The organism is Amycolatopsis sp. NPDC004625, from assembly GCF_040609695.1.
Taxonomy (GTDB): domain Bacteria; phylum Actinomycetota; class Actinomycetes; order Mycobacteriales; family Pseudonocardiaceae; genus Amycolatopsis.
This window is the reverse complement of sequence record NZ_JBEXKX010000002.1, coordinates 113,307-137,826: the sequence shown is the minus strand read 5'-3', so window position 1 is coordinate 137,826 and position 24,520 is coordinate 113,307. Positions and strand designations below refer to the sequence as shown.

The 24,520-nt window shown below is 72.2% G+C and carries 23 protein-coding genes, 1 pseudogene and 1 riboswitch; of the genes and pseudogenes, 9 read left to right on the top strand and 15 right to left on the bottom strand.

Annotation, left to right across the window (positions count from 1 at the left end):
- The first annotated feature begins 17 nt into the window (after positions 1 to 17).
- Positions 18 to 781 (top strand): annotated as a pseudogene (locus tag ABZW17_RS02415) (IS982 family transposase).
- A gap of 20 nt (positions 782 to 801) precedes the next feature.
- On the opposite strand, the gene ABZW17_RS02410 reads toward ABZW17_RS02415, so the two are convergent.
- From ABZW17_RS02410 to ABZW17_RS02400, 3 genes are read right to left on the bottom strand one after another with little or no spacing between them, the layout of a single operon-like run.
- The gene (locus ABZW17_RS02410) at positions 802 to 1,851 is read right to left on the bottom strand and encodes a nitronate monooxygenase (protein WP_354808833.1); all 1,050 of its coding nucleotides are present in this window, start codon (positions 1,849 to 1,851) and stop codon (positions 802 to 804) included.
- Positions 1,852 to 1,868: 17 nt separating this feature from the next.
- Positions 1,869 to 2,225 carry a nuclear transport factor 2 family protein gene (locus tag ABZW17_RS02405; RefSeq protein ID WP_354808831.1) on the bottom strand — a complete coding sequence of 119 codons (357 nt, stop codon included), beginning with the start codon at positions 2,223 to 2,225 and terminating at the stop codon, positions 1,869 to 1,871.
- Between the two features lie 50 nt (positions 2,226 to 2,275).
- Positions 2,276 to 2,785, bottom strand: a complete 510-nt coding sequence (locus ABZW17_RS02400) for a MarR family winged helix-turn-helix transcriptional regulator (protein WP_354808829.1) — start codon at positions 2,783 to 2,785, stop codon at positions 2,276 to 2,278.
- A gap of 119 nt (positions 2,786 to 2,904) precedes the next feature.
- On the opposite strand from ABZW17_RS02400, the gene ABZW17_RS02395 reads away from it, so the two are divergent.
- The 4 genes from ABZW17_RS02395 to ABZW17_RS02380 are packed head-to-tail and all read left to right on the top strand — an operon-like array spanning position 2,905 to position 6,926.
- Positions 2,905 to 4,665 (top strand): family 20 glycosylhydrolase, encoded by a 1,761-nt coding sequence (locus ABZW17_RS02395; protein ID WP_354809290.1) that lies wholly within the window; start codon positions 2,905 to 2,907, stop codon positions 4,663 to 4,665.
- A 52-nt stretch (positions 4,666 to 4,717) separates the two neighbouring features.
- Entirely contained in the window at positions 4,718 to 5,860 is a 1,143-nt protein-coding gene (locus ABZW17_RS02390; protein WP_354808827.1) for a pentapeptide repeat-containing protein, read from the top strand.
- Between the two features lie 8 nt (positions 5,861 to 5,868).
- On the top strand, positions 5,869 to 6,315 hold the full coding sequence (locus ABZW17_RS02385) for a pyridoxamine 5'-phosphate oxidase family protein (protein ID WP_354808825.1): 447 nt from the start codon (positions 5,869 to 5,871) through the stop codon (positions 6,313 to 6,315).
- A gap of 26 nt (positions 6,316 to 6,341) precedes the next feature.
- Entirely contained in the window at positions 6,342 to 6,926 is a 585-nt protein-coding gene (locus ABZW17_RS02380; RefSeq protein ID WP_354808823.1) for a PH domain-containing protein, read from the top strand.
- Between the two features lie 6 nt (positions 6,927 to 6,932).
- Here ABZW17_RS02380 and ABZW17_RS02375 read toward each other — a convergent pair whose 3' ends face one another.
- Both ABZW17_RS02375 and lepA read right to left on the bottom strand, forming a co-directional pair.
- Positions 6,933 to 7,502, bottom strand: a complete 570-nt coding sequence (locus ABZW17_RS02375; RefSeq protein ID WP_354808821.1) for a Uma2 family endonuclease — start codon at positions 7,500 to 7,502, stop codon at positions 6,933 to 6,935.
- A gap of 132 nt (positions 7,503 to 7,634) precedes the next feature.
- A complete protein-coding gene (gene lepA, locus ABZW17_RS02370) occupies positions 7,635 to 9,482 on the bottom strand; it encodes a translation elongation factor 4 (protein ID WP_354808819.1) in 1,848 nt (615 codons plus the stop codon).
- A gap of 115 nt (positions 9,483 to 9,597) precedes the next feature.
- Here lepA and ABZW17_RS02365 point away from each other — a divergent pair, with 115 nt between their 5' ends.
- Positions 9,598 to 10,218, top strand: coding sequence for a methyltransferase domain-containing protein (locus tag ABZW17_RS02365; RefSeq protein ID WP_354808817.1), 621 nt, complete (start codon positions 9,598 to 9,600; stop codon positions 10,216 to 10,218).
- Here the strand turns inward: ABZW17_RS02365 and ABZW17_RS02360 are convergent.
- Together ABZW17_RS02360 and ABZW17_RS02355 are read right to left on the bottom strand one after the other, a co-directional pair.
- Positions 10,215 to 10,589 (bottom strand): VOC family protein, encoded by a 375-nt coding sequence (locus ABZW17_RS02360; RefSeq protein ID WP_354808815.1) that lies wholly within the window; start codon positions 10,587 to 10,589, stop codon positions 10,215 to 10,217. The genes ABZW17_RS02365 and ABZW17_RS02360 overlap by 4 nt on opposite strands.
- 23 nt (positions 10,590 to 10,612) lie before the next feature.
- Positions 10,613 to 11,476, bottom strand: coding sequence for a DMT family transporter (locus ABZW17_RS02355; protein ID WP_354808813.1), 864 nt, complete (start codon positions 11,474 to 11,476; stop codon positions 10,613 to 10,615).
- A gap of 314 nt (positions 11,477 to 11,790) precedes the next feature.
- On the opposite strand from ABZW17_RS02355, the gene rpsT reads away from it, so the two are divergent.
- Positions 11,791 to 12,051, top strand: a complete 261-nt coding sequence (gene rpsT / locus ABZW17_RS02350; RefSeq protein WP_003091058.1) for a 30S ribosomal protein S20 — start codon at positions 11,791 to 11,793, stop codon at positions 12,049 to 12,051.
- Positions 12,052 to 12,414: 363 nt separating this feature from the next.
- Here the strand turns inward: rpsT and holA are convergent, their stop codons facing one another.
- Positions 12,415 to 13,395, bottom strand: a complete 981-nt coding sequence (gene holA, locus ABZW17_RS02345; protein ID WP_354808810.1) for a DNA polymerase III subunit delta — start codon at positions 13,393 to 13,395, stop codon at positions 12,415 to 12,417.
- 147 nt (positions 13,396 to 13,542) lie between these two features.
- Positions 13,543 to 13,676: riboswitch (SAM riboswitch) on the top strand.
- 13 nt (positions 13,677 to 13,689) lie between these two features.
- On the opposite strand from holA, the gene thrC reads away from it, so the two are divergent.
- Positions 13,690 to 14,955 (top strand): threonine synthase, encoded by a 1,266-nt coding sequence (thrC, locus tag ABZW17_RS02340; RefSeq protein ID WP_103348795.1) that lies wholly within the window; start codon positions 13,690 to 13,692, stop codon positions 14,953 to 14,955.
- 194 nt (positions 14,956 to 15,149) lie between these two features.
- Here the strand turns inward: thrC and ABZW17_RS02335 are convergent, their stop codons facing one another.
- The 7 genes from ABZW17_RS02335 to nadD form a co-directional block, all read right to left on the bottom strand.
- Positions 15,150 to 17,531 (bottom strand): ComEC/Rec2 family competence protein, encoded by a 2,382-nt coding sequence (locus ABZW17_RS02335; protein WP_354808808.1) that lies wholly within the window; start codon positions 17,529 to 17,531, stop codon positions 15,150 to 15,152.
- Between the two features lie 508 nt (positions 17,532 to 18,039).
- Positions 18,040 to 18,765 (bottom strand): ComEA family DNA-binding protein, encoded by a 726-nt coding sequence (locus ABZW17_RS02330; RefSeq protein WP_354808806.1) that lies wholly within the window; start codon positions 18,763 to 18,765, stop codon positions 18,040 to 18,042.
- Between the two features lie 102 nt (positions 18,766 to 18,867).
- Positions 18,868 to 19,773 (bottom strand): DegV family protein, encoded by a 906-nt coding sequence (locus ABZW17_RS02325; protein WP_354808804.1) that lies wholly within the window; start codon positions 19,771 to 19,773, stop codon positions 18,868 to 18,870.
- A 4-nt stretch (positions 19,774 to 19,777) separates the two neighbouring features.
- Complete coding sequence (octT, locus tag ABZW17_RS02320) at positions 19,778 to 20,506, bottom strand: diglucosylglycerate octanoyltransferase (protein WP_354808802.1); 729 nt, start codon at positions 20,504 to 20,506, stop codon at positions 19,778 to 19,780.
- Positions 20,507 to 20,509: 3 nt separating this feature from the next.
- Positions 20,510 to 21,124, bottom strand: a complete 615-nt coding sequence (locus tag ABZW17_RS02315; RefSeq protein ID WP_354808800.1) for a histidine phosphatase family protein — start codon at positions 21,122 to 21,124, stop codon at positions 20,510 to 20,512.
- Positions 21,121 to 21,516 carry a ribosome silencing factor gene (rsfS, locus tag ABZW17_RS02310; protein WP_003067112.1) on the bottom strand — a complete coding sequence of 132 codons (396 nt, stop codon included), beginning with the start codon at positions 21,514 to 21,516 and terminating at the stop codon, positions 21,121 to 21,123. Before rsfS ends, ABZW17_RS02315 begins: the two co-directional genes overlap by 4 nt.
- 60 nt (positions 21,517 to 21,576) lie before the next feature.
- Entirely contained in the window at positions 21,577 to 22,170 is a 594-nt protein-coding gene (gene nadD / locus ABZW17_RS02305; RefSeq protein ID WP_103343440.1) for a nicotinate-nucleotide adenylyltransferase, read from the bottom strand.
- 173 nt (positions 22,171 to 22,343) lie between these two features.
- Here nadD and ABZW17_RS02300 point away from each other — a divergent pair, with 173 nt between their 5' ends.
- Positions 22,344 to 24,455 (top strand): RecQ family ATP-dependent DNA helicase, encoded by a 2,112-nt coding sequence (locus ABZW17_RS02300; RefSeq protein WP_354808797.1) that lies wholly within the window; start codon positions 22,344 to 22,346, stop codon positions 24,453 to 24,455.
- The last annotated feature ends 65 nt before the right edge of the window (positions 24,456 to 24,520 follow it).

Sequence of the window (24,520 nt, the reverse complement as noted above, 5' to 3'; positions counted from 1 at the left end):
GTGTTCAAGATCCGTTTGTGACGACAGACCTGAACACCCTTCTCACCGCACCCCTACGTCAAGATCGACGACCACCTCGCGGGCCGGCGCCGGGTGGGCCGGCCACCGAAGCTGACCGACGCCGAATTGGTCACCCTGGCCGTGGCCAGGCGCTGCTGGGGTTCACCTCCGAGGCCCGCTGGCTGCGGTTCCTGCCTGCCCGGATGCCCGGAGCGTTCCGGTACCTGCCGGGCCAGTCTGGCTACAACCGCCGCCTGCGTGCCGCATTGCCGCTGGTCAAGCACGTGATGCGCTAGTTCGCTGCCGATACCGACCTGTGGACCGACACCACCTGGATCGTCGACTCGACCCCGGTCGAGTGCGGCCGGTCCCGGCCGACGGTCAAGCGTTCGGAGCTGGCGGGGTGGGCTAAGTACGGTTCTTGCCGCTCGCACTCGCGCTGGTTCTGGGGACTGCGGCTGCACCTGGTCTGCACCCCGGCTACATCTCCCGCGAACTCGACCACTACCTCACCGAACGCGGAGTCCGGCTGATCCGCCCGTCCTCCCGCAACCGCCAGGCCCATCCCGGCGAAGCGCTGCTCAAGTCGATCCGCCAGCTCATCGAGTCGGTCAACGACACCCTCAAAGGCCAGCTCAACCTGGAACAGCACGGCGGGCGCACCATCGAGGGCGTCGGCGTCCGCGTCGCCCAACGCCTTCTGGCTCTTACCGCCGCCATCTGGCACAACCGCGCCACCGGCCAACCCATCACCCGGTCCCTGACCGCCTACGACCACTGACCGAGTTACGCATTACTCGTCTAGCGGATCCGGTCGAGGCGTGCGGCGGCGTCGCGCGCCTCGACCTTCAGCCGCTCGATGATCACGGCGGCCGAAGCGTCGTACGCGAGCGGGTAGGTCTGGCCCGCCCACAACGAGATCCCTTCCGGGTCCCCGGCCTTCGCCGACGCCTTGCGCACCGGCCCGGCCAGGTGGTTGAGCTGCGGGTAGGCCGCGGGCGCGCCCTCGGACAGCGCGTCGGTGAACCGGTTGACCAGGCCCCGCGCCGGACGGCCGCTGAACGCGCGGGTGAACGCCGTCTCGCGTTCGGCGAGCGCGAGGGCCTTGCGGTGTGCCTCCGACGTCCCGGCTTCGTCCGCGCGCAGGAAGACGGTGCCCAGCTGGGCGGCCACGGCCCCGGCGGCCAGCACGGCGGCGACGTCGGCCCCGTGCACCAGCCCGCCGGCGGCGATCAACGGCAGGTCGACGCGGGCGGCGACGAGCCGCAGCAAGGCCAGGACGCCGTACTCCGCGCCGCCGCCGGGCCGCCCCGGGTCGTCGGTGAACAAGCTCCGGTGCCCGCCCGCCTCGAACCCCTGCAGGACGAGCGCGTCGGCGCCCAGGTCGGCGGCCCGGTGCGCAGCTTCGGGGGTGGTCACGGTGACGACCACCTGGCTGCCGGCCTCCTTGAGCCGCAGCACGTCCGACGGCGAAGGCGGGCCGAAGGTGAACGACACCACGGGAATCCGCTTCTCGAGCACGACGTCCAGCTTCGCCGGGTACGCGTCGTCGTCCCACTTCGGCTCGCCGAGCTCGACGTCGTACTCGCGGGCGAACTCCTGCAGGCGGGTCCGGTGGTCGGCGATGTCGGCGCCGGTGTCCGGCTGCGGGACGAAGAGGTTGACCCCGAACGGCCGCCCGGTGAGCCCGGCGGTGCGGTCGATCTGCGCGGCGAGCGCGGCGGGGGTGAGCATGCCGGCGGAGAGGAAGCCGAAGCCACCGGCCTCGCTCACCGCGGCGACCAGCTCGGGGGTGGTGGGACCGCCCGCCATCGGCGCGGCCACGACCGGGAACGTCAGCTCGTCGAACATGCCACCGAGCGTAGTACTCAGGCGGGCAGCACCATCGTGTACAGCTTCTTGATCAGCCCGTCCTCGACGAGGGCGACGTCGATCCCCCGCACGACCGGCGGTGCGCCTTCCGGGCCGAGCTGCCACGCGAGGTGCCCCAGGTCTTGGTTGACCAGTACCGGGCCCGCGGGCGCGAACACGAAGCCCGGCGACTGCGCCAGCAGGCCCTTCGCCTTGGCGTTCAGCTCGTCGTGGCCGGTCGCGAGCCCTTCCGGGTCGGCGAACTCGACGTCGGGCGCGTAGGTCCCGGCGATCGCCTTCGCGCGCCGCTCGTCGTCACGCTCGTTGAACACCTTGAGCAGGTTGGCTTCCATGAGTTCGGCCACCGTCGTCATCCGCGTCCTCCTCGGGTCCCGGCCATATTACGTGACATGTCACGTAAGTGTCAGGGATGGTCGTCCGGCCGGGGCAGGCTGCCGCGCTCGACGAGCGTGTCGTAGACGCGCTCCAGCAGCGTCGTCAACTGCGCCTTCTCGTCAGGCCCGAGAGCGTCCAGGAAGGCTTCGCGCACGAAACCGACGTGGTCCGGCGCGGCTCGCCGCAGGGTCTCCCAGCCGGTTTCCGACAGCTCGACCTCGGTCACGCGGCGGTCGTCGGCGGCGGTCCCGGTCTCGACCAGCCCGCGCGCCCGCATCCGCTTCAGGTGGTGCGACAGCCGGCTGCGCTCCCAGCCGATGCGGATGGCGAGGTCGGTGACCCGCATCCGGCCCTCGGGCGCGCTCGTCAGGGCGACCAGCACGTGGTAGTCGGCGAGCGAAATCCCGCTGTCGGCGCGCAACTGCCGGTTCAGCTCGTACTCCAGCCGGAGGTGCACCTTCATGTAGGCGTACCAGGCGGCCGTCTCGGCGCCCGAGAGCAGCGCGAACGGCGAGCCCGGCGCGAAGTCCCGCGTCACGGTGCGAGCCTAACCACCCGATTTGGTCTAGACCATCACGGCAGGAAATGCGACGATCCGGGCAGGTGCGACGGCGAGGTCGCGCCCTTCTGCCTGGAGGTCCCCCGGTGAAGCATCCGTTGGCGCGGCGCCTCGGCCGCGCGTTCGCCGTGCTGGCCCTGATCGGCGCCAGTACGGCAGCAGCCCAGCTCACCCCGGCCGCGGCGGCCACGCCGGCGCTGCAGTCGATCGTGCCGGTGCCGGTCTCGGTGACCCCGGCGGCCGGCGTCACGTTCCCGCTGGTGGCGACGACGAAGATCGTCACCGAAGCCGGTTCGGCGCCGGCCCGGCAGGTCGGCGACTACCTGGCCGGGGTGCTGCGCCCGTCGACCGGGTTCGCGCTGCCGGTGTCCGACGCGCCGGCGTCCGTGCCTTCGGACAGCATCGCGCTGCTGCTGAGCGGCGCACCGGCGTCCGTCGGCACGCAGGGCTACCAGCTGGTGTCGACGGCGTCTTCGGTCACCGTGCGGGCGGCGACCGCGGACGGGCTCTTCGCGGGTGTCCAGACGCTGCGGCAGCTGCTGCCGGGCCGCATCGAAAGCCCTACGGCCCAGCAAGGCCCGTGGAGCGTCCCCGGGGCGACGGTCCTCGACTACCCGCGATTCGCCTACCGCGGCGCGATGCTCGACGTCGCCCGGCACTTCCACCCGGTGGCGACGGTCAAGCGGTACCTCGACCAGCTGGCCCAGTACAAGATCAACAATCTGCACCTGCACCTGGCGGACGACCAGGGCTGGCGCATCCAGATCGACAGCTGGCCCCGCCTGACGACGTACGGCGGCAGCACCCAGGTCGGCGGCGGCGCGGGTGGTTACTACACGAAGGCGCAGTACACGGACATCGTGAACTACGCGGCGTCCCGCCACATCACCGTGATCCCGGAGATCGACATGCCGGGCCACGTGAACGCGGCGCTGGCGTCGTACGCGGAGCTGAACTGCAACGGCGTGGCGCCGGCGCTGCGCACCGACACCGCGGTCGGCTACAGCTCGCTGTGCATCTCGAAGGACATCACGTACACGTTCGTCGCGGACGTCCTGCGCGAGCTGGCGGCCCTGACCCCGGGCCCGTACCTGCACATCGGCGGCGACGAGGCGTCGTCCACCTCGGCGGCCGACTACCTCACGTTCGTCAACAAGGTGCTCCCCCTGGTGGCGGCGACGGGCAAGTCGGTGGTCGGCTGGCACGACATCGCCAAGGCCACCCTGCCGGCCTCGGCCACCCCGCAGTTCTGGGGGACGACGACGGCGGATTCCGGCGTCTCGGCGGCCGTTTCCCGCGGCAGCAAGGTGATCCTGTCACCGGCGAACAAGGCGTACCTGGACATGAAGTACAACAGCTCGACCCCGATCGGCCTGTCGTGGGCGGGCTACATCGAGGTCCAGGACGCGTACGGCTGGAACCCGGGCTCGTACCTGTCGGGCGTGGGCGAAGCGGCGGTCCGCGGCGTGGAATCGCCCCTGTGGTCGGAAACCGTGGTGACCCCGTCCGACATCGACTACCTCGCGTTCCCCCGCCTGGCGGCCCACGCGGAGCTCGGCTGGTCGCCGTGGTCGACGCACGACTGGACGGCGTTCCGGACGCGCCTGGGAGCCCAGGCGCCACGCTGGGTGGCGCAGTCGATCGCCTTCTACCGCTCGGCGCAGGTGGCGTGGGACAACGGCGGGACGACGAACCCGGGCACGTGCACGGACCCGGAGTGGAGCGCTTCGCAGGTGTACACCGGCGGAAACGTGGTCTCGCACAACGGTCACAAGTGGACGGCGAAGTGGTGGACGCAGGGCGAGGAGCCGGGAACGACGGGCCAGTGGGGAGTGTGGACCGACAACGGCACCTGTTGAGCCGTCGCGCCGGGCCTGCCGCGTGGCGGGCCCGGCGTGGCACAGTCAACGGGTGAGCGAACCACCCGGCCCCGCCCCGGAACAGCCCGAGCGCCTCGGCCGGGTGCTCACCACCCGGGCCATCGTGCTCGCCGGGCTGATCGTCGTCGTGGTCGCGCTCGGCACGCTCGGGCTGCTGCTGGCGCTGTTCGGGGCCGGTACCCCGGCGGACCAGGCGCAGCTGGACGTCTTCCGCGCGACCGGGAACGTCGTGCTCGGCGCGGGCGGCGCCGTGGCGCTGGTGCTGGCCGCACGGCGGCAGCGCCTGGGCGAGCTCGAACTGCGCCGGAAGGAGCAGGAGCTCGCCCAGCGCGACCACGCCCAGAAGCACGTCGAGCAGGTGGCCTCGGACAACGCCGCGCACCAGCGGCGGCTGGCCGAGGACGCCCGCGTCGACGCGGTGGAACGGCGCATCACCGAGCTCTACACCAAGGCCGCGGACCAGCTGGGGTCGGAGAAGACGCCGATCCGGCTGGCCGGTCTCTACGCCCTGGAGCGGCTGGCCCAGAGCACGCCGGGGCAGCGGCAGACGATCGTCAACCTGCTTTGCGGCTACCTGCGGCTGCCGTTCACGCTGCCGTCCGGACCGCCGGCGGGCCGCACGAGCGAGGAGGAGCTCGAGGTCCGCGGAACGGCCCAGCGCATCCTCGCCGACCACCTCTTCCCCGGCGATGCGCCCGACGCGACGCGGCCGGAGTTCTGGCCCGGGATCACCCTCAACCTGACGGGTGCCGTCCTGTGCCACTTCGACTTCCGCGGCTGCCGGGTCCACAACGTCCGGTTCGGCGGAGCGCGGTTCGCCGGCTGGACCCGTTTCGAGGACGTCGAATTCACCGGCTACGCCATCTTCGGCGGAAGCACGTTCGACCGGTCGGCCAACTTCGTCCGGGCCCGCTTCCACGGCCGGGCCGTGTTCCGCGGAACGACGTTCCGCAGCAACGCGATGTTCGACGAAGCCGCGTTCTCCGGCGAGGCGTTGTTCGGCGGCGCGCGCATGGTCGACGGCGTGCCCCACCCGGACGGCGCCGACTTCGGTGGCACCGCCTCCTTCGCCGGCGCGACCTTCGAGCGTGACGTCGTCCTCGAGCACGCCCGGGTGGCGGATGAGGCGGCCGGTCATGTCTGGCCGTCGCGCGGGGCCTGTCCGGCGGGTTAGGTTGAGGCATGAGCGTTGATCTGGACCAGGTGCGCACGCTGTCGCTGCAGGAGAACGGCCTCGCCACCGTCGCCACGACCCGGGCGGACGGCACCGTGCACGCCTCCGTCGTCAACGCCGGTGTCCTCGACGATCCGGTGACCGGCGCCCCTGGTGTCGCCTACGTCGCCGTCGGGCGGGCGCACAAGCTCGCGCTGCTGCGCCGGGCCGGGCACGCCACCGTGACCTTCCGCCGGGGCTGGAACTGGGTGTCCGTCACCGGGGCCACCCACCTCGTCGGGCCCGACGACCCCGATCCCGCCTTCGACCCCGCCGGCCTGCCGCAGCTGCTGCGGGACGTCTTCGTCGCCGCCACCGGCACCCACGACGACTGGGCCGAGTACGACCGCGTGATGGCCGAAGAGCGGCGGGTCGCGGTGTTCGTGCGGGCGGACCGGATAATCGGCAACCCCTGACCCACCCGGCCCCAGGAGTCGTCCCGTTGTCCGAGTCCTCCGCTTCCCTGCGCGTCACCACGCCGGTCAAGATCCTGCTCGGCGTGCTCTTCCTCGCCGACGCCGGTTTCGGCGCGGCCCTCGTTCTCGGGCTGCTGCGCGGGCTCTCGCCGTGGCTGATCGGCGGCGCCTACGCGGCGACCGTGGTCATCGCCGTGCTGGCCTTCCGGGCTTCCCGTGCTCGCGAGCTCAAGCGCGGCTTCGACGGGCTGCGCGACCTCAGGATCGGCGACGAAGGCATCCGCCTCCCCGCCGGCACGCTCAGCACCCGGCTGGTCCCGTGGGCCCAGATCGCCGACGTCACCACCCGGCGTTCGGCCCGTTTCGGCGACGGCTACCTCCGCGACGCCCTCTGGCTCGACCTGGTCACCGGCGGCGGCATCGAGAGCTCGGTCCAGCGGTACGCACCCCGCGGCAAGCTCGAACCGGCACCGCCGCAGCGACGGCAGTTCGACCAGACGGCGATCCTCGACCCGGCCCTGTTCGACGCGGTGGTCGAGCGGCTCCGGAAGGAGCTCCGGCACCGGCAGCTGCACGCCCAGCTCCGCAGCACCCGCCTCCGGGAGTACTGACGCAGGTCAGCCGAGCCGGCCCAGCAGCTCCCGGGGCACGATCCGCACCGGGAACGGCCGCTCCAATTCGGCCGCTTCGTCGCCCGCCGCCTTGGCCACCTGCTGGTAGCAGCCGTCCGCATCCAGCTCGAACACCGTCAGCGCCGGCTCCTCCGGGTCGATCACCCAGTAGCTGCCGGTCCCGAGCCGCTCGTATACCGCCTTCTTCGTGTTGAGGTCGTGGATCGCCGTGCTGGGCGACAACACTTCAACGGCCAGCACCGGCGGCACTGGGAGATCCTTGTCGGTGAAGTCTTCGTCCCGGCCGACCAGGACGTCCGGCTGTAGCTCGATCTTGTCACCGTGATGCACCGCGAACGGCGCGACAACTACGTCGAACTCGGGCGGGCAAGAATCGACGAGCACTCTCCAGAGCCATACCGCGATCGTCTGGTGTCGCCTTCCCGGCGCAGGGGTCACCAGGAGCACCCCGTCGATGAGCTCGTAGCGTCGGCTGTCATACGGCATCCCCCCGAGGTCGTGCACCGTCAGGGGGCCCGAATCGGCGGGAGGCTCGATGTCTGCCATGACCGTCATGGTGCTCTCCTTTCGCTCTTCACACCAGAGGAGACCAGAGACCACCGACAGAAACCGCATCGAACGCGAGTTCGGCGCCCATATTCACACCACCGCGTGAATATGGGCGCCGCTGTCACATCAGCAGAACAGTTACTTCTTCTTCCCGGAGTCCTCAGTGGACAGTGCGGCGACGAAGGCTTCCTGCGGGACCTCGACCCGGCCGACGGTCTTCATCCGCTTCTTGCCTTCCTTCTGCTTTTCCAGCAGCTTCCGCTTCCGCGAGATGTCACCGCCGTAGCACTTGGCGAGCACGTCCTTGCGGATCGCGCGGATCGTTTCGCGCGCGATGATCCGCGAACCGACCGCCGCCTGGATCGGGACCTCGAACTGCTGGCGCGGGATCAGCTCGCGCAGCCGCGTCGCCATCCGGTTGCCGTAGCCGTAGGCCGCGTCCTTGTGCACGATCGCCGAGAACGCGTCGACGGTTTCGCCCTGCAGCAGGATGTCCACCTTGACGAGGTCCGAAATCTGCTCGCCGGCCTCTTCGTAATCGAGAGACGCGTAGCCGCGCGTACGCGACTTCAGCGTGTCGAAGAAGTCAAAAATGATTTCCGCGAGCGGGATGTTGTAGCGCAGTTCGACGCGGTCCTCGGACAGGTAGTCCATGCCGAGCAGGGTGCCGCGCTTCGTCTGGCACAGCTCCATGATCGTGCCGACGAACTCCGACGGCGCGAGGATGCTCACCTTCGACACCGGCTCGTGCACCTCGGCGATCTTCAGCCCGGTCGGCCAGTCCGACGGGTTGGTCACGACCACCTCGCTGCGGTCCTCCAGCACCACGCGGTAGATGACGTTCGGCGCCGTCGAGATCAGGTCGAGGCCGAACTCGCGCTCGAGCCGGTCGCGGGTGATCTCCAGGTGCAGCAGGCCGAGGAAGCCACAGCGGAAGCCGAAGCCGAGCGCCACCGACGTCTCCGGCTCGTAGGCCAGCGCCGCGTCGTTCAGCTGAAGCTTGTCCAGGGCCTCGCGCAGCTCCGGGTAGTCCGAACCGTCCACCGGGTACAGTCCGGAGTAGACCATCGGCTTCGGCTCGCGGTAGCCGGCCAGCGGCTCCTTCGCGCCGCGGCGCTCCGAAGTCACGGTGTCGCCGACCTTCGACTGGCGGACGTCCTTCACACCGGTGATCAGGTAGCCGACCTCGCCGACGCCGAGGCCCTTGCTCGGCTTGGGCTCGGGCGAGATGATCCCGACCTCGAGGAGCTCGTGCGTGGCGCCGGTCGACATCATCCGGATCCGCTCGCGCGGGGTGATCTTGCCGTCGACGACCCGGATGTAGGTGACGACGCCGCGGTAGGTGTCGTAGACCGAGTCGAAGATCATCGCGCGGGCGGGCGCGTCGGCGTCGCCCTGCGGCGCCGGGACCTGCTTGACGACCTCGTCGAGCAGCTCGCCGACGCCCATGCCGGTCTTGGCCGAGACCCGCAGCACGTCCTCGGGCTCGCAGCCGATGATGTGGGCGAGCTCACCCGCGTACTTGTCGGGGTCGGCCGAGGGCAGGTCGATCTTGTTCAGCACCGGGATGATCTGGAGGTTGTTCTCCAGCGCGAGGTAGAGGTTGGCCAGCGTCTGGGCCTCGATCCCCTGCGCCGCGTCGACCAGCAGGACGGCGCCTTCGCACGCCTCCAGGGCCCGGGAGACCTCGTAGGTGAAGTCCACGTGGCCGGGCGTGTCGATCATGTGCAGGACGTGGTCCTGCCCGTCGACCTTCCAGGGCAGCCGGACGTTCTGCGCCTTGATCGTGATGCCGCGCTCGCGCTCGATGTCCATCCGGTCGAGGTACTGAGCGCGCATGGCCCGCTCTTCCACGACGCCGGTGAGCTGCAGCATGCGGTCGGCCAGGGTGGACTTGCCGTGGTCGATGTGCGCGATGATGCAGAAGTTCCGGATGAGCTCCGGCGGCGTGAAGGTGGTGTCGGCGAACTTGTTGAGCGCTGTCACTCGAATGAGTCCTCGGAAAGTCGGGGATGGCCACCTCTATGTTCCCATGACCCTCCGGGTGCGGGTGGGGGTCATCCCCGATGCGGGCCGATCCGAGAAGTGGTGCCCTCGAAGTATGAGCACTCCGCACCAGCCGGCACCCCCTCCTCAGCCGGGCCCAGACGGCTTCGCCCGCGTCCTCGACCGGGCCTTCGGCCACCCGTCCGGCGTACTCGGCCGCCTCGGCGGCTGGGTGATGGCGAGGGGCAACGCCGCCACCGAACACCGCATCGTCGACCTGGCGAAGATCGAACCGCACGAGACCGTCCTGGTCGTCGGGCCCGGCCCGGGCGTCGGCCTGGCCGCCGCCGCCCGGCTGGCCGGGCGCGCCGTCGGCGTCGACCCCTCCCCCGAGATGCTCGGGCTCTGCCACGAGCGCTGCGGCGACCGCGCCGAGCTGCGCGAAGGGTCCGCCGCGCACACTGGCGAGCCGGACGCGTCCGTGGACGTCGTGCTGAGCGTGAACAACGTCATGCTGTGGGACGACCGCGCGGCCGGGTTCGCCGAGCTGTTCCGGGTGGTGCGCCCCGGCGGCCGGCTGCTGCTGTCCGCGCACGAGAAGTGGCTGCCGGTGAGCAGGCACGTCTTGGCCGACGAAGCGGCCGCCGCCGGTTTCGCCGACCTGCAGACCTGGACCTGGGAGCCGCCGGGCTTCGCCGCGCTCGCCGCGCAGCTGCGCGCCGTCAAGCCCGCCTAGCGGGTGTCCGTGCGGATCGGGTGGCCCTCGGGCACCTCGACCAGCACGATGCGCGTGCCGTCCGGATCGGCGATCCAGGCCTCGTCGAGGCCCCAGGGCTCGCGCCGGGCGTCCCGCACCGGCTCCAGGCCGTTGGCCTTCAGGCCGGCCAGGGTGCCGGCGAGGTCCCGGACCTGCAGCCAGAGCACCAGATCGGGCGACGCGCCCGCCTCGCCCCGGCCGGAGACCTCGAGCGAGCCGTGGCCGAGGAAGAACACGGTGCCGCCCGGGAACTCCCGCTCCACGGCCAGGCCGAGGGTGTCGCGGTAGAACGCCGTGGACGCGGCGACGTCACGCGGGCGGATCAGGACCCGGCTCTTGAGGATCTCCATCCGACCATGCCTACCGGACGGGCTCAGGCGGCCGCAATCGCGGCGATGCCGGACAACACGATCACCGCCCCGGCCAGCCGCCGCCCGGCGTCACGCTCGCCCAGCACCAGCCACGCGGCGAGGCTGCCGAGCACGATGCTCAGCTCCCGCGCGGGCGCGACCAGGCTGACCGGCGCCGTGGTGAGGGCGATCAGCACGAGGACGTAGGCGACCGGCGACAGCACGGCGACGACGAGGACCTCGCGCCGCTGCTCGCGCCAGATCCGGGCCACCTCGCCGCGGTCGGCGAGCGCACCGGGCACGAGCAGGACGCTCTGCAGCACCGAGCCGAGCCCGAAGTAGACGACCGGCGGCACCCCGAGGCCGGTCACGGCGTGCGCGTCCCAGAGCGTGTACCCGGCGATGACGGCGCCGGTCAGGAGGCCGTAGAGGATGCCGGCTTTCACCGCGCGCGGGTCGTCGGCCCGGCGTCCGGTGCTGATCACCAGCACCCCGGCGACGACCAGGAACGCGCCGGCCAGGCCGAGCGGACCGGGGCGTTCGCCGAGCACCAGGACGGCGGCCAGCACCGAAAGCAAGGGTCCGGTGCCGCGCGCGACGGGGTAGACGACGGAGAGGTCGCCGACCCGGTACCCGCGCTGCAGCACGATGCCGTAGCCGATGTGCAGGACCGAGGTCACGACGGCGGCGACCAGCCAGCTCCACTGTGGACGGTCGGTTTCCACGACGAGCAGCACGACGGTGACGGGCAACAGCAGGACGGCGGAGGCGGTGTAGTAGAGCCAGACGAACTGGGTGCCCCCGGAGGTGACCCGCTTGGCGGCGAGGTTCCAGACGGCGTGCACGACGGCGGCGACGAGCACGAGGGACAAGGCGGTGGCGTTCACGGGACCCCTTCGGGTTTTCGCGCGTGCGAAAACCGGGTCCTCCAGGCTTTTGCCCCGTCAGATGAACGACGGGCCGTCCGGGCCCGCCGACGGTGCCGCTCGGACCAGCCCCGCCGGCCCTGGTTGTGGACTGCAGGCGCAGGCCGGCGACGGAACCCTAGGCACTACCGCCGCCCACCGTACTCCCGCCGCCGGCCCGGCTGTTAGAGTGGACGCTCGCTGCCCGTGCGGCATTCCGTAATGGAGGAAACCCGGTTTTACCGGGGCCACTTCAGCGCGGCGGCGATCTCACCGAGTGAAACAGGAGTTGCCCTATGGCCAACATCAAGTCGCAGATCAAGCGCATCACGACGAACGAGAAGGCGCGTCAGCGCAACCAGGCGATCCGGTCCTCGGTGAAGACCGCGATCCGCAAGGTCCGCGAAGCGGCGGAGGCCGGCGACAAGGCCAAGGCCACCGAGCTGCAGCGCGACGCCGCCCAGAAGCTGGACAAGGCGGTCTCGAAGGGCGTCATCCACGCCAACCAGGCCGCGAACAAGAAGTCGGCGCTGGCGAAGCGCGTCAACGCGCTCTGAGCTGGTTTGATTTCTGGGAAGGCCCCGGCTTCGGCCGGGGCCTTCTTCATGCGCGGGGTAGGGGGTCGGGGGCGCGTGGGGTGGCCGGGCCTTTCGCCGCGAGCCAGCCGCCCGGTAAGGGCCGGGCGGGTTTCCGGCGTTGCTCTGCGGCAGTCGCCTTGAGGACCGCGTTTCCCGCAGCTCGGGTCCGTCCCGCAGCGGTCAGCGGGTCGCCTCCGGCGCGTAGCTCGAGTCCGCCCGCACGCTCGGCGGCCGCATCGAGAACCGCGCCCTCCAGCGCGCGGCCCAGCGGTCGCCCGCAGGCCCTCCAGCGCCTGGCCCGCCTACAGCACGTGCCCTTCAATGCGTAGCTCGGCGCTGCGGTCAGCGATCGCCCTTGGCTGCGGCGACCTCGAGGACCGCTCGCTCCAGCGCGTAGCCCGGGTCCGCCGCCACACCTTTGACCTCGGCGTTCAGCCTCGCCACCACGCGCATAGCCACCGCCAGGCCGTCGGGGTTCCAGCCGCGGGACTGGCCCTGGGCCTTGCGGATCTTCCACGGCGGCATGCCCAGCTCGCCCGCCAGCTGGTTCGGGTTGCCCCGGCCGGCGCCGGAGACCCGGGCGATCGTGCGGACCGCGTCGGCCAGCGCGTCGGCGACCAGGACGTGCGGGACCCCCAGCTGCATCGCCCAGCGCAGTGACTCCAGCGCCGCCGCTCGGTCACCACTCACCGCCTTCTCCGCGACCGCGAACCCGGTCACGTCGGCGCGGCCGCGGTGGTAGCGGCGGACCGCCTCGGCGTCGACGGCGCCGTCCGTGTCCGCGACCAGCTGCGTCGCCGCGGAGGAGAGTTCCCGCAGGTCGGAGCCGACGGCGTCGATCAGCGCGGCGACCCCGGCCGGGTCGATTTTGCCGCCCACCCGGCGCACCTCGTGGCGCACGAACTGCTCCCGCTCGGCCGGCTTGGTCAGCTTCGGGCACTCCGTGACCTCGGCTCCGGCCTTCTTCAGCGCCGCCGGGAGCGTCTTGCCCGCCTTGCTGCGGCCACCGCCGGTGTGCACGACGACGAGCACGACCCCGTCCGCCGGGTCCTTCAGGTAGCTCGCCACGGCGTCGGCCAGCTCCTGCGAGATGTCCTGGGCCGACTCGAGGACGATCACCCGGCCCTCGCTGAACAGCGACGGACTGACCAGTTCGGCCAGCTCGGGGGCTGTGAGATCGGACACCCGGGCCCGGGTCAGCTCCGCCGTCGCGTCCATCGCGCGGGCGGCCGCGAGCGTTTCGCGGACGGCCCGCTCGATCAGCAGTTCTTCCTCGCCCAGCACCAGGTGCAGCGGGGCCGGGGCGGTGGCTTGCGCGGTCACCCCGGAATCTTCTCACTTGCGCTGTCGTGCCCCCGCTCCGGTGATGTCGACCGGCCACCGTGGCACGGCCCGCGCGCGATGTCGTACGGTGTAGCCGAGGCAGCCGCCCCGGGGAGATCCGGCGTGCGTGCACCGACAACCGAATACCGCTCATCCAGAGGGGCAGAGGGAACGGCCCGACGAAGCCCCGGCAACCGGCGTACAGCCTGTCATCCCGCGATCGCGGGGTAGCTGACGACCACGGTGCCAATTCCGGCCCGCTTCGGCGGGGCAGATGAGGAAAGGAACCTCGCGATGACCGCCACCCTCGGCACGACCTCCACCACCAAGACCCCGGATCTCGGTCCCGCCGTCGAACTGGTGTCGAAGGAAGAGGGCCACCGGCAGCCGCTCGCCCCGGAGTTCGTTTCCGCCGAAGACTTCTCGCCGCTCGAGGTCGCCTACGACTTCGGCCGTGTGCGCCGCGAGGACATCGAGGCGGGCCCGAAGAACATCTGGCGCTACAAGAAGCTCCTCCCGGTTCCGTCCAACGTCGAAGAGATCCCGAACACCGAGCCGGGCGCGACGCGGCTGGTCCGCGCCGACCGCCTCGCCAAGGAACTCGGCCTCAAGCGCGTGTGGGTCAAGGACGACACCGGAAACCCGACGCACTCGTTCAAGGACCGCGTGGTCGCGGTCGCGCTGGCCGCGGCCCGCGAGTTCGGGTTCGAGGTGCTCGCGTGTCCGTCGACCGGCAACCTGGCCAACGCGACGGCCGCCGCCGCGGCCCGCGCCGGCTGGCGGTCGGTCGTGCTGATCCCCAAGACCCTCGAGCGCGCCAAGATCCTCACCACCGCGGTCTACGACGGCGACCTCCTCGCCATCGACGGCAACTACGACGACGTCAACCGCCTCGCCACCGAGCTCGCCGGTGAGCACCCGAAGTGGGCGTTCGTGAACGTGAACGTCCGGCCGTACTACTCGGAGGGCTCGAAGACGCTGGCCTTCGAGGTCGCCGAGCAGCTCGGCTGGCGCATCCCGCCGCAGATCGTCGTCCCGATCGCCTCCGGTTCGCAGCTGACCAAGGTGGACAAGGGTTTCCGCGAGCTGGGCCAGCTCGGCCTGGTGGAAGCCAGCCCGTACAAGGTGTTCGGCGCCCAGGCGACCGGCTGCTCCCCGGTGTCGGCGGCCTTCCGCGAAGGCCACGACGTGGTCCAGCCGGTCAAGCCGGACACGATCGCCCGCTCGCTGGCGATCGGCAACCCGGCCGACGGCCCGTACGTGCTCGACATCGTCAACCGCACCGGCGGCGCGATCGAGGACGTCTCGGACGAAGAGGTGGTCGAAGGCATCCGCCTGCTGGCCCGCACCGAGGGCATCTTCACCGAGACGGCCGGCGGGGTGACGGTCGCGACGGCGAAGAAGCTGGTCGAGACGGGCAAGCTGGACCCGGACGCGGAGACGGTCCTCCTCATCACCGGCGACGGCCTCAAGACCCTGGACGCGATCGAGAACCACGTCGGCCCGAAGGCGACGCTGCCGCCGTCGGCCGCCGCGGTGAACAAGGCCCTCGGCTACTGAGCCACCGCCCGGGGTGGGTGGGCAGAGCTTGCCCACCCACCCCCGGCAAGCGGTTCGGCGACGAGGCAGCGGTCTGAGCACGGCTACCACGCTCGGCCCTGTGGGCAGCTTCATCAGCCCACGGGCGGCGGTCCCTCGGCCAGTTTCGCCGCGCCACCAGGCCCGGCCGAGCAGCACGGCCTGCCCGCCGCGGGTCAGCGGCGCGGCGGTCCGCGGGGCTCGCCGCGCCGCGCTAGTGCCGGGCCTGCCGGGTCGGGTACCACAGCCGTGTCGCCGTCGAGGTCCGTTCTCGTCACCCGGGCTCCCAACGCCGTCAATGTGTCCAATGTGGACTTGTTCGGGTGGCCGTACGTATTTCCCGCGCCGACGCTCACCAACGCCACCCGGGGCCCCACCGCCGCGAGGAACGCCGGCAGCGAGTATCGCGAGCCGTGGTGGGGAACTTTCAGGACCTCCGCTCTCAAGTCTCCGATGTCCGCCAGCAGGTCCGCCTGTGCCGCCAGCTCGACGTCGCCGGTCAGCAGGACCCGGCCGGCCGGGGTTTCCGCGCGCAGCACCACGGAACTGTTGTTGATCGTGGTGCCGTCCTGCTGCCCGGGTGAGCGGGACGGCACGTACCGCGGGCCGAGCACGTTCAGGGACAGCCCGGGCCACTCCAGCCGCTCCCCCGGGCTCAGCTCCACCAGCGGCACCGCCTGCCGGGCCGCTTCCGCGGCGACCTGCCGCCACGCCCACTCCGGCGCGCGCCCGGGCCCGACGGCGATGGCGCCCACCGCCCGGCCGTCGAAGACCGAGGGGAGCCCGCCGATGTGGTCGGCGTGCAGGTGGCTCAGCACCAGCAGCGGGATCCGGTCGACGCCCAGCCGGTGCAGGCACTCGTCGACCGGGCCCGGCTCGGGTCCGGTGTCGATGACAACCGCGCGGCCGGGCGACGCGGTCGCCAGCACGACGGCGTCACCCTGACCGACGTCGCACTCGACCACCGCCCAGTTCCGCGGTGGCCAGCCCGGCGCCAGCACCTTCACCGGCACGAACACCAGCAGCGCCCCGACGACGAGCACGGCCAGGAGCACCCGCACGCGCCGGTGCCGCGCCGCGAGCACCAGCGCGCCAAGGGCGGCGGCCGCGAGGAGCCCGCCCACCCAGCCGCCGGGCCAGGTGATGACCGCGCCCGGGGCCCGTGCGCCGTGCCGGGCCACCGTGATCAGCCAGCGGGCTTCGGGATCGGCCAGGTGCACCAGGACCTTCCCGGCGCCCGGCCACCACGGACCGGTCAGCGTCGCGAGCACGCCCAGCACCGTCGCCGGCGCCACCACGGGGGCGGCGAGGATGTTGGTCAGCACCGAAACCAGGCTCACCGAGCCCGCCATGCCGGCGAGGACCGGCGCTGTCACGAGGAAGGCCGCCAGCGGGATCGCGAGCCCTTCGGCGAAGCCCGGCGGGATCCCGCGGCGGACCAGCGCACCGGCCCAGCGGGGCGCGAGCAGGACGAGCCCGGCGGTGGCGCAGACCGACAGGGCGAACCCGAAGTCCGTGGCCATCGCCGGATCCGCCACCACCAGCACGCACACCGCGAACGCGAGCGCGGGCAGCGCCGACCCTCGCCGTCCCAAGGCCAGCGCCAGCAACGCCACCGCCGCCATGACGCCCGCCCGCAGCACGCTCGGCTCCGGGCCGACCAGGACGAGGAACCCGGCCAGGCACGTCCCGGCCGCCGTCGCCGACAACCGCGGCCCGAGCCGGAGCAGGCGCAGCAGGAGCAGCACCGCACCGCAGACGACCGCCAGGTTCCCGCCGCTGACCGCGGTGAGGTGCGCGAGGCCCGCGGTGACGAACTCCTGCTCGACGCGCGGCGACAGCGCGCTCGTGTCGCCGAGTACGAGGCCCGGCAGGAGGCCCCCGGGTTCGTCGGGCAGGTCTTGGCACAGGTCGTGCAAGCCGGTGCGCAGCCAGGCTGCGGTCCGTTGCCACCACGGCGCCGGGCCGGGCTCGCCCGGTGGTCCGCGCACGGAGAGCACCGCGACGGTCAGGTCCGAGCCGCGCGGCGGCATCAGCAGCCCGGTCACGGCGAGTTCTTGGCCTGGCAGCAGGGAAGTCCACTGCGCGACCGGCGCCAGGAGCAGGACGCGCCCGGACGACGGGACGGGCCGGCCGTCGACGGACACGGTGAGTACGTCGGCCGCGAGCACGACCGACCGGGCACCGGCCTGCCGATCGGCGTACCCCGCGCTGCGCACGGGTTTCGGGCGTTCGGCAACGACGACCCGCAACGCGGCGGGCAGCCCTTGGGCGGCGACGGCGCGGAGTTCGTCGTGCTGCGCGTCGCGGATCCGCCAGGCGACCGGACCGGCGGTGAGCAGGCCCAGCGCCAGCAGGGCCGCCGCCGCACCGCGCGCCCGGGGCCGGGCGCGGGCCAGCCAGAGCACCAGCCCGGCGAGCACGGCCGAGCCGAGTCCGGCGGCGAGGGCCGCCCACCAGCCGAGCAGCAGGCCGATCAGAGCGGCGAGCCAGCACGTCAGTGCGGCCGGGACCAGCCGCATGTCCTGCCGGGTGTCCGTTGCGGGGAGGGTGGTCATCCGGCCGTCACCTGCTGCCGGAGGTGGGCGAGCCCGGGTGGACCGGGCCGGCTGGTGCTCGCCCGGCCGAACGAAGAGCGATCGGGCACTCGCGCAGGACCGGGATCCACTTGCCGGTGGGAGACCTCACCGAACCGCACCCGGCGGCCAAGCCGGCCCGACAAGCAACACCGAAAGGCGAGCCCGGTTGGACCGGGCCGACTGCAGGAAAAGGTGCTCGCCCAACCGAACGACGGGCGACCAGGCACCCGCGCAGGACCGGGATCCCACCGCCGGTGGGAAACCTCACCGAACCGCACACGGCGGCCAAGCCGGCCCGACAGGCAACGCCGAAAGGCGAGCCCGGGTGGACCAAGCCGACCGCAGGAGAAGGTCCGGCCGAACGAGAGACGGCGACGCAACCGCGCCATCCCACGCCGCGCCGGTGGGCCGAGTACCCGCGCGGATCCGGCCGCGGCACCGGGACGCAGCCGGCGGTGTACTGCCACAGCGGGTCGCACGCGGGGGCTCATCCGACCGTCACCTGCTCTCGCAGTCGCGCGAACTTGCTTTCGCCTATGCCGTCGACGTCGCGCAGTTGCTCGACCTTGGCGAAGGCGCCGTGGTCGGTGCGCCATTGGACGATTCGCTTGGCCGTCACCTCGCCGACGCCCGGGAGGGTGTCCAGCTGGTCCGGGGTTGCCGTGTTCAGGTCGACCTTTCCCGCGGCCGCCGGGTCGCCGGGAACCGCGATGGGCGCCGGGATGCCGACCGCCAGCTGCTCGCCGTCGGTTACCTTGCGGGCCAGGTTCAGCTGGCGGAGGTCCGCTCCCGGCTCGGCGCCGCCGGCCGCGCGCAGCACGTCGGCCACCCGGGCGCCCTGGGGCACCGAGACCAGGCCCGGTGAACGGACGCGCCCGATCACGCTCACCACGAGACCGGCCGGTGGTGCCGCTCGGGCCTCCGCCGCCGGTTTTGTGCCGGGCAGCGCGCTCGGCAGCGCGGGCGGTGGCTCGGGCGCCGGGCGGCCGCCGGTGAGTGCGACCGCGCCGAGGACGATCACCACGACCGCCGCCAGGACGCCGGCCAGCGCCCAGCGGCGGCGGCCGGCTCCGGCTGATCCGCCCGGGAGCCAGCGCCGGATCAGCCGGCCGCCGGGCCCGACCGTGCTTTCGTCGGGCGAGAACTGGTCGGCCAGCCAGGAGAGCCGGTCGTTGACGGGAGGGCCCGGATCCCGGGCGGTCTGCTCGAACACACGATCGACGTTAGGGCCCGCGGGGAGTGTCCGACAGGGGCGCCGCCGCGTCCTGTGGACAACCGGGGTGTTGTGGACGGATGGCCGGTGCCGAGCCCGGGATCAGCCGTTTTCGTCGTACCCGGGTGGCATGCTGGCGGGTTCGGCGCGCCCGTTCCCCGGCGGGACCGTGCGCTGGACGACCACGCCCAGCACCCCCGGTCCGGTGTGCGCCCCGATCACCGCGCCCAGCTCGGAAACCACGCAGCCCGCCGAGCGCGGCACGGCCTCCTCCAGCCGGTTCGCCAGTTCGACCGCCCGCTCCGGCGACGCGAGGTGGTGGACGGCGAGCTCGACGTCGTCGTCCTTCGCGGCCGCGGCGGCCAGCTCGACCAGCCGGGCGATCGCCCGGTTCATCGTGCGGACCTTCTCCAGCGGCAGGATCCGGCCGTCGGACATGTGCAGCACCGGTTTCACCGCCAGCGCCGTGCCCAGCAGCGCCGCCGCCGGGCCGATCCGGCCGCCGCGGCGCAGGTGGTCCAGGGTTTCCACGACGAACAACGTCGACGAGCACCCGGCCGCCGTCATGGCGGCGGCCTCGACGGCTTCCGCCGAAGCTCCGGCGGAAGCGGCCGAAGCGGCGTGCAGCGCGGCGAACCCGAGGCCCATCGCGGTGGTCCGCGAGTCGACGACGCGGACCCGGTCCGGCCCCACCTCCTGCGCCGCCAGCACCGCCGCTTCCCAGGTGCCCGACAGCTCGCGTGACAGGTGCACCGACACGATCGCGTCCGCGCCGTCCGCGAACGCCGCCCGGTACTCCGCCGCGAACTCGGTGGGGGTCGGCCGTGAGGTCGTGACGATCTTCCGCTGCTTCATCGCCTCCGCGACCGCCGCCGGCCCGGTCTCGACGCCGTCGAGCGAAACCACGCCGTCGACCAGGACGTGCAGCGGCACCACCCGGACCGCGTGCCGTTCGGCGAAGCCCTCCGGCAGGTGGGCGGTGGAATCCGTGACTACGGCGACCGACACGCCGTCAGCCTACGTGCCGGGAGGCCGGCACCGGTGCCAGCAACACGGACATCGCCTCGCCCACCGCGGCGTGGCCCGGCCAGCCCCAGTGCATGCCGTCCGGGTTGCCCGCGCCGCTGAGCACGTGCTCGCCCACTACGGCTTCGAGGTCCAGCAACGGAACTCCCGCCCGCGCGCCCCAGGCCGCCATCGCCGCCGCCGCGGCCGGGCGCGCGGTGTGCACGCCGCCGTAGGCCGCGGCGCGGTGCACCGAGGGCAGCCAGCCGAAGATCGGCAGCTCGGGCCGCAGGACGCGCAGGGCGCCCACCGCCGTGTCGAGGTAGTGGACGGTCAGTTTGGCCGGCAGCACCGCGGGCCGGCCGCGGAAGGCGACCGAAAGCCGCGGTTGCGCCGCGAGATAAGCCTTGCGGACGACGCGCCGCACCGGGTCGGGCCGCAGGTACCGCAGCCCGGTGCGCAGGTAGGTCGGCAACGGCGAGGGCAGCGTGTCCATGCTGCCGATCGCGAACACGACCGCGTCGACGTGGTGCAGGTCGGCCCACACGCGCGGATCGCCGGTCAGCGACCACCAGGCGTCGCGCGCGGTCCAGCCGATGCCCGCGACCAGGTCGGCGGTGCCACCGAGAGCGGCCGCCGCGACATTGGGCCACAGCCGCGGCTCGTCGGCGGCGCAGGGTCCTTCGGGACCGTGAAAGCTCAGCGAATCGCCGAACACCAGCAGGCGCGGCCCCATCGGCTAGCCGTGCATCCCCGCGTTGTAGGCGTTCAGCCGCCACTTGCCGTCGCGACGGCCCAGCTCGACCCAGTGGCAGTTCGAGATGCCGCCGAGCGACGGCCAGATCTCGACCGGCAGGTTCAGCAGCCGCGCGGTGAGCGCGATGATCAGCCCGCCGTGCGCGGCCAGCAGCACGGTGTCGCCCGCGTCGGAGTTGGCCTGCTGCAGGTCGGTGACGACTTCGCTCGCGCGGTCGGCGACGTCGACGCGGTTCTCGCCGCCCGGGGGCGCCCAGGTCGCGTCGGTGCGCCAGCGGTCGCGTTCACCGGGGTAGGCCTGGTCGACCTCTTCGCCGGTGAGCCCCTGCCACTCGCCGAGGTGCGTCTCGCGCAGCCGCTTGTCGATCCGCAGGGGGACGCCGATGGCGTCGGTGAGCACGGTGGCGGTGTCGGTGGCTCGGCGCAGGTCGGACGCGATGACCAGGTCCGGCGAGAAGCGGGCCAGTGCGGGCACCGCGAACCGGGCCTGGTTCCAGCCGCGCGGGGTCAGCGCGGAGTCCAGGTGACCCTGCATCCGCCCGGCGGCGTTGTAGTCCGTCTCGCCGTGACGCCAGAGCACCAGCCGCCGCGGGCTCACGGGACGTCCGGGTCCTCGTCGGCGGGTGGCTCCTCGAGTCCGGCCACCTCGATCCGCGGGCAGTCCTTCCACAGCCGCTCGAGGCCGTAGAAGGTGCGCTCTTCGACGTGCTGGACGTGCACGACGACGTCGACGTAGTCGAGCAGTACCCAGCGCCCTTCCCGGGCGCCTTCGCGGCGGACCGGCTTGTGCCCGCTTTCCCGCAGTTTTTCTTCGACGTTGTCCACGATCGCGCCGACCAGGCGCTCGTTGGACGCGGAGGCGATGACGAAGGCGTCGGTGATGACGAGCTGTTCGGACACGTCCAGCACGACGACGTCGCTGGCCTTCTTGTCCGCCGCCGCGTGGGCGGCCGCTACGGCCAGCTCTCGAGCCTCGGACGTGGCTGCCACGGTGCTCCTTTTCCAGATCGGGTTCGCCCGAGAAGGGTACCCGCAGGCACCAGCGGCGGTTCAGTCGCTCTTCCGGTACAGGTCCTTTTTGGCGATGTAGCGGACGACGCCGTCGGGCACGAGGTACCAGACCGGCTCCCCGCGTTCGACCCGATCGCGGCAGCCGGTGGACGAAATCGCCATCGCGGTGACCTCGACCAGGCTCACCTTGCCGCTGGGCAGGTGGTGCGAGTTGAGCCGGTAGCCGGGCCGGGTGACGCCGATGAAGTGCGCGAAGTCGAACAGCTCGTCGGCCTTGTGCCAGGTCAGGATCTGCTCGAGGGCGTCGGCGCCGGTGATGAAGAAGAGCTCGTCTCCGGGGTACTCGGCGTGCAGGTCGCGCAGGGTGTCCACGGTGTAGGTCTGGCCGCCGCGGTCGATGTCGACGCGGCTGACCGAGAAGACCGGGTTGGACGCGGTCGCGATCACCGTCATCAGGTAGCGGTCCTCGGCCCGGGTCACCTCGCGGTCGGTCTTCTGCCACGGCTGCCCGGTGGGGACGAAGATCACCTCGTCCAGCCCGAACCGGGACTGGACCTCGCTGGCCGCGACGAGGTGGCCGTGGTGCACGGGGTCGAAGGTGCCGCCCATGACCCCGATCCGCCGTGGTGACATGACCGGAGAGCCTATACAGCCGGAGGCCGCCGGGCCCGGTGCTCTTCGCCACCCCGCCCGACCGGGTCAAAAGTGTGATTCAGGTCACATTACGGCCGGTATCGGTCGCAAACTCTCCGTTCGCGGCGCCGCCGATTCCCGATCTGTCGGTCCCATGGGGTAGACGTGGGGACGTGGACACGACCAGCACCGCCTCAGCCCTCCGCGACCGCGCCGAGACCCTCCTCCGGGCCCTGGCCGGCGACTCGGCGAAGCTGCGCGAAGACCAGTGGACGGCCATCGAGGCCCTGGTCGCGCAGCGGCGCCGCGCGCTGGTCGTGCAACGCACCGGGTGGGGCAAGTCGGCGGTGTACTTCCTGGCCACGGCGTTGCTGCGCGAACAGGGCAGCGGGCCGACGGTCATCGTGTCGCCGCTGCTCGCCCTGATGCGCAACCAGATCTCGGCGGCGGCGCGGGCCGGCATCCACGCGGCGACGATGAACTCCGCCAACCCGCAGGAGTGGGACCAGGTCCAGGCGTCGGTGGCGGCCGGCGAGGTGGACGTCCTGCTGGTCAGCCCGGAGCGGCTGAACAACCCGGACTTCCGCGACAACGTGCTGCCGAAGCTGACCGCGAGCACCGGGCTGCTGGTGGTCGACGAGGCGCACTGCATCTCGGACTGGGGGCACGACTTCCGGCCGGACTACCGGCGGCTGCGCACGCTGCTGGGCGACCTCCCGGACGGCGTGCCGGTGCTGGCGACGACGGCGACCGCGAACGACCGCGTGGTCACCGACGTCGCCGAGCAGCTCGGCCTCGGCACCGGCACGGACACGCTCGTGCTGCGCGGCAGCCTCGACCGGGAGAGCCTGCGGCTGTCGGTGTGCCGGCTGCCGACGTCGCAGGCGCGCCTGGCGTGGCTCGCCGAACACCTGGCCGAACTGCCCGGGTCGGGGATCATCTACACGCTGACCGTCGCGGCGGCGCACGACGTCGCGTCGCTGCTGAAGGACCGCGGCTACCCGGTGGCGGCCTACACGGGCAAGACCGACCCGGCCGACCGGCAGGCCGCCGAGGACGACCTGCTCGGCAACCGCGTCAAGGCCCTGGTCGCGACGTCCGCGCTGGGCATGGGGTTCGACAAGCCGGACCTCGGGTTCGTGGTCCACCTCGGTGCGCCGTCGTCGCCGATCGCGTACTACCAGCAGGTCGGCCGCGCCGGGCGTGGCGTCGAGCGCGCCGAGGTCGTGCTGCTGCCCGGCGAGGAGGACAAGGCGATCTGGGCGTACTTCGGGTCGCTGGCCTTCCCGGACGAGCTGCGGGTGACGCAGGTGCTGAACACGCTCGCCTACGCCGACCGTCCGCTGTCGACGGCCGCGCTCGAGCCGTCGGTCGAGCTTTCCCGGTCACGGCTGGAAATGGTGCTCAAGGTGCTGGACGTCGACGGCGCGGTGCGGCGCGTCAAGGGCGGCTGGACGAGCACGGGCGAGGAGTGGCAGTACGACCGCGGGCGGTACCAGCGGGTCGCGGAGGCGCGCGACCGCGAGCAGGAGGCGATGCTCGGCTACCTCGCGACCGGGGGCTGCCGGATGGAGTACCTGCGGCGTCAGCTCGACGATCCCGAGGCGGCGCCGTGCGGCCGGTGCGACAACTGCACCGGGACGCACTGGGACGCGTCGGTGTCCGAGGACGTCGTCGACGCGACCCGGGAACGCCTGCAACGGCCCGGGGTCGAGGTGGCCCCGCGCAAGCAGTGGCCCACCGGGATGTCCTCTTTGGACGTTCCGGTGTCCGGCCGGATCTCGGCCGACGACCAGGCCGAGCCGGGCCAGGTGCTCGGGCGGCTCACCGACGTCGGCTGGGGCAACCGGCTGCGGGAGCTCGTCGGCCCGCAGGCGGTGGACGCCGAGGTCCCCGAGTCGGTGTTCAAGGCGTGCGTACAGGTGCTCGCCGGGTGGCAGTGGACGGAACGGCCGGTGGCGGTGGTGGCGGTGCCGTCGTCGACGCGGCCGCAGCTCGTCTACAGCCTGGCGACGAGGCTGGCGGAGATCGGCAGGCTGGACTTCCTCGGCGCGCTCGACGCGGACGGCCCGCCACCCCGCCAGGCGAACAGCGCGCAACGGCTGGCAGACCTCTGGCGGCGGCTGAGCATGCCGGCCGACCTCGCGGCGACGCTGCCGTCCGGGCCGGTGCTGCTGGTGGACGACGTCATCGACACGGGCTGGACGATGACGCTGGCCGCGCGGTTGTTGCGGCGGGCCGGGGCGCCCGCGGTGCTGCCGTTCGCGCTGGCGAGCACGGCCTGAGGAAGGAGGAGAACGAGGAAGCCGAACAGTCGGGATCTTTCGCACTGCGAACGGATGTGGCAAAG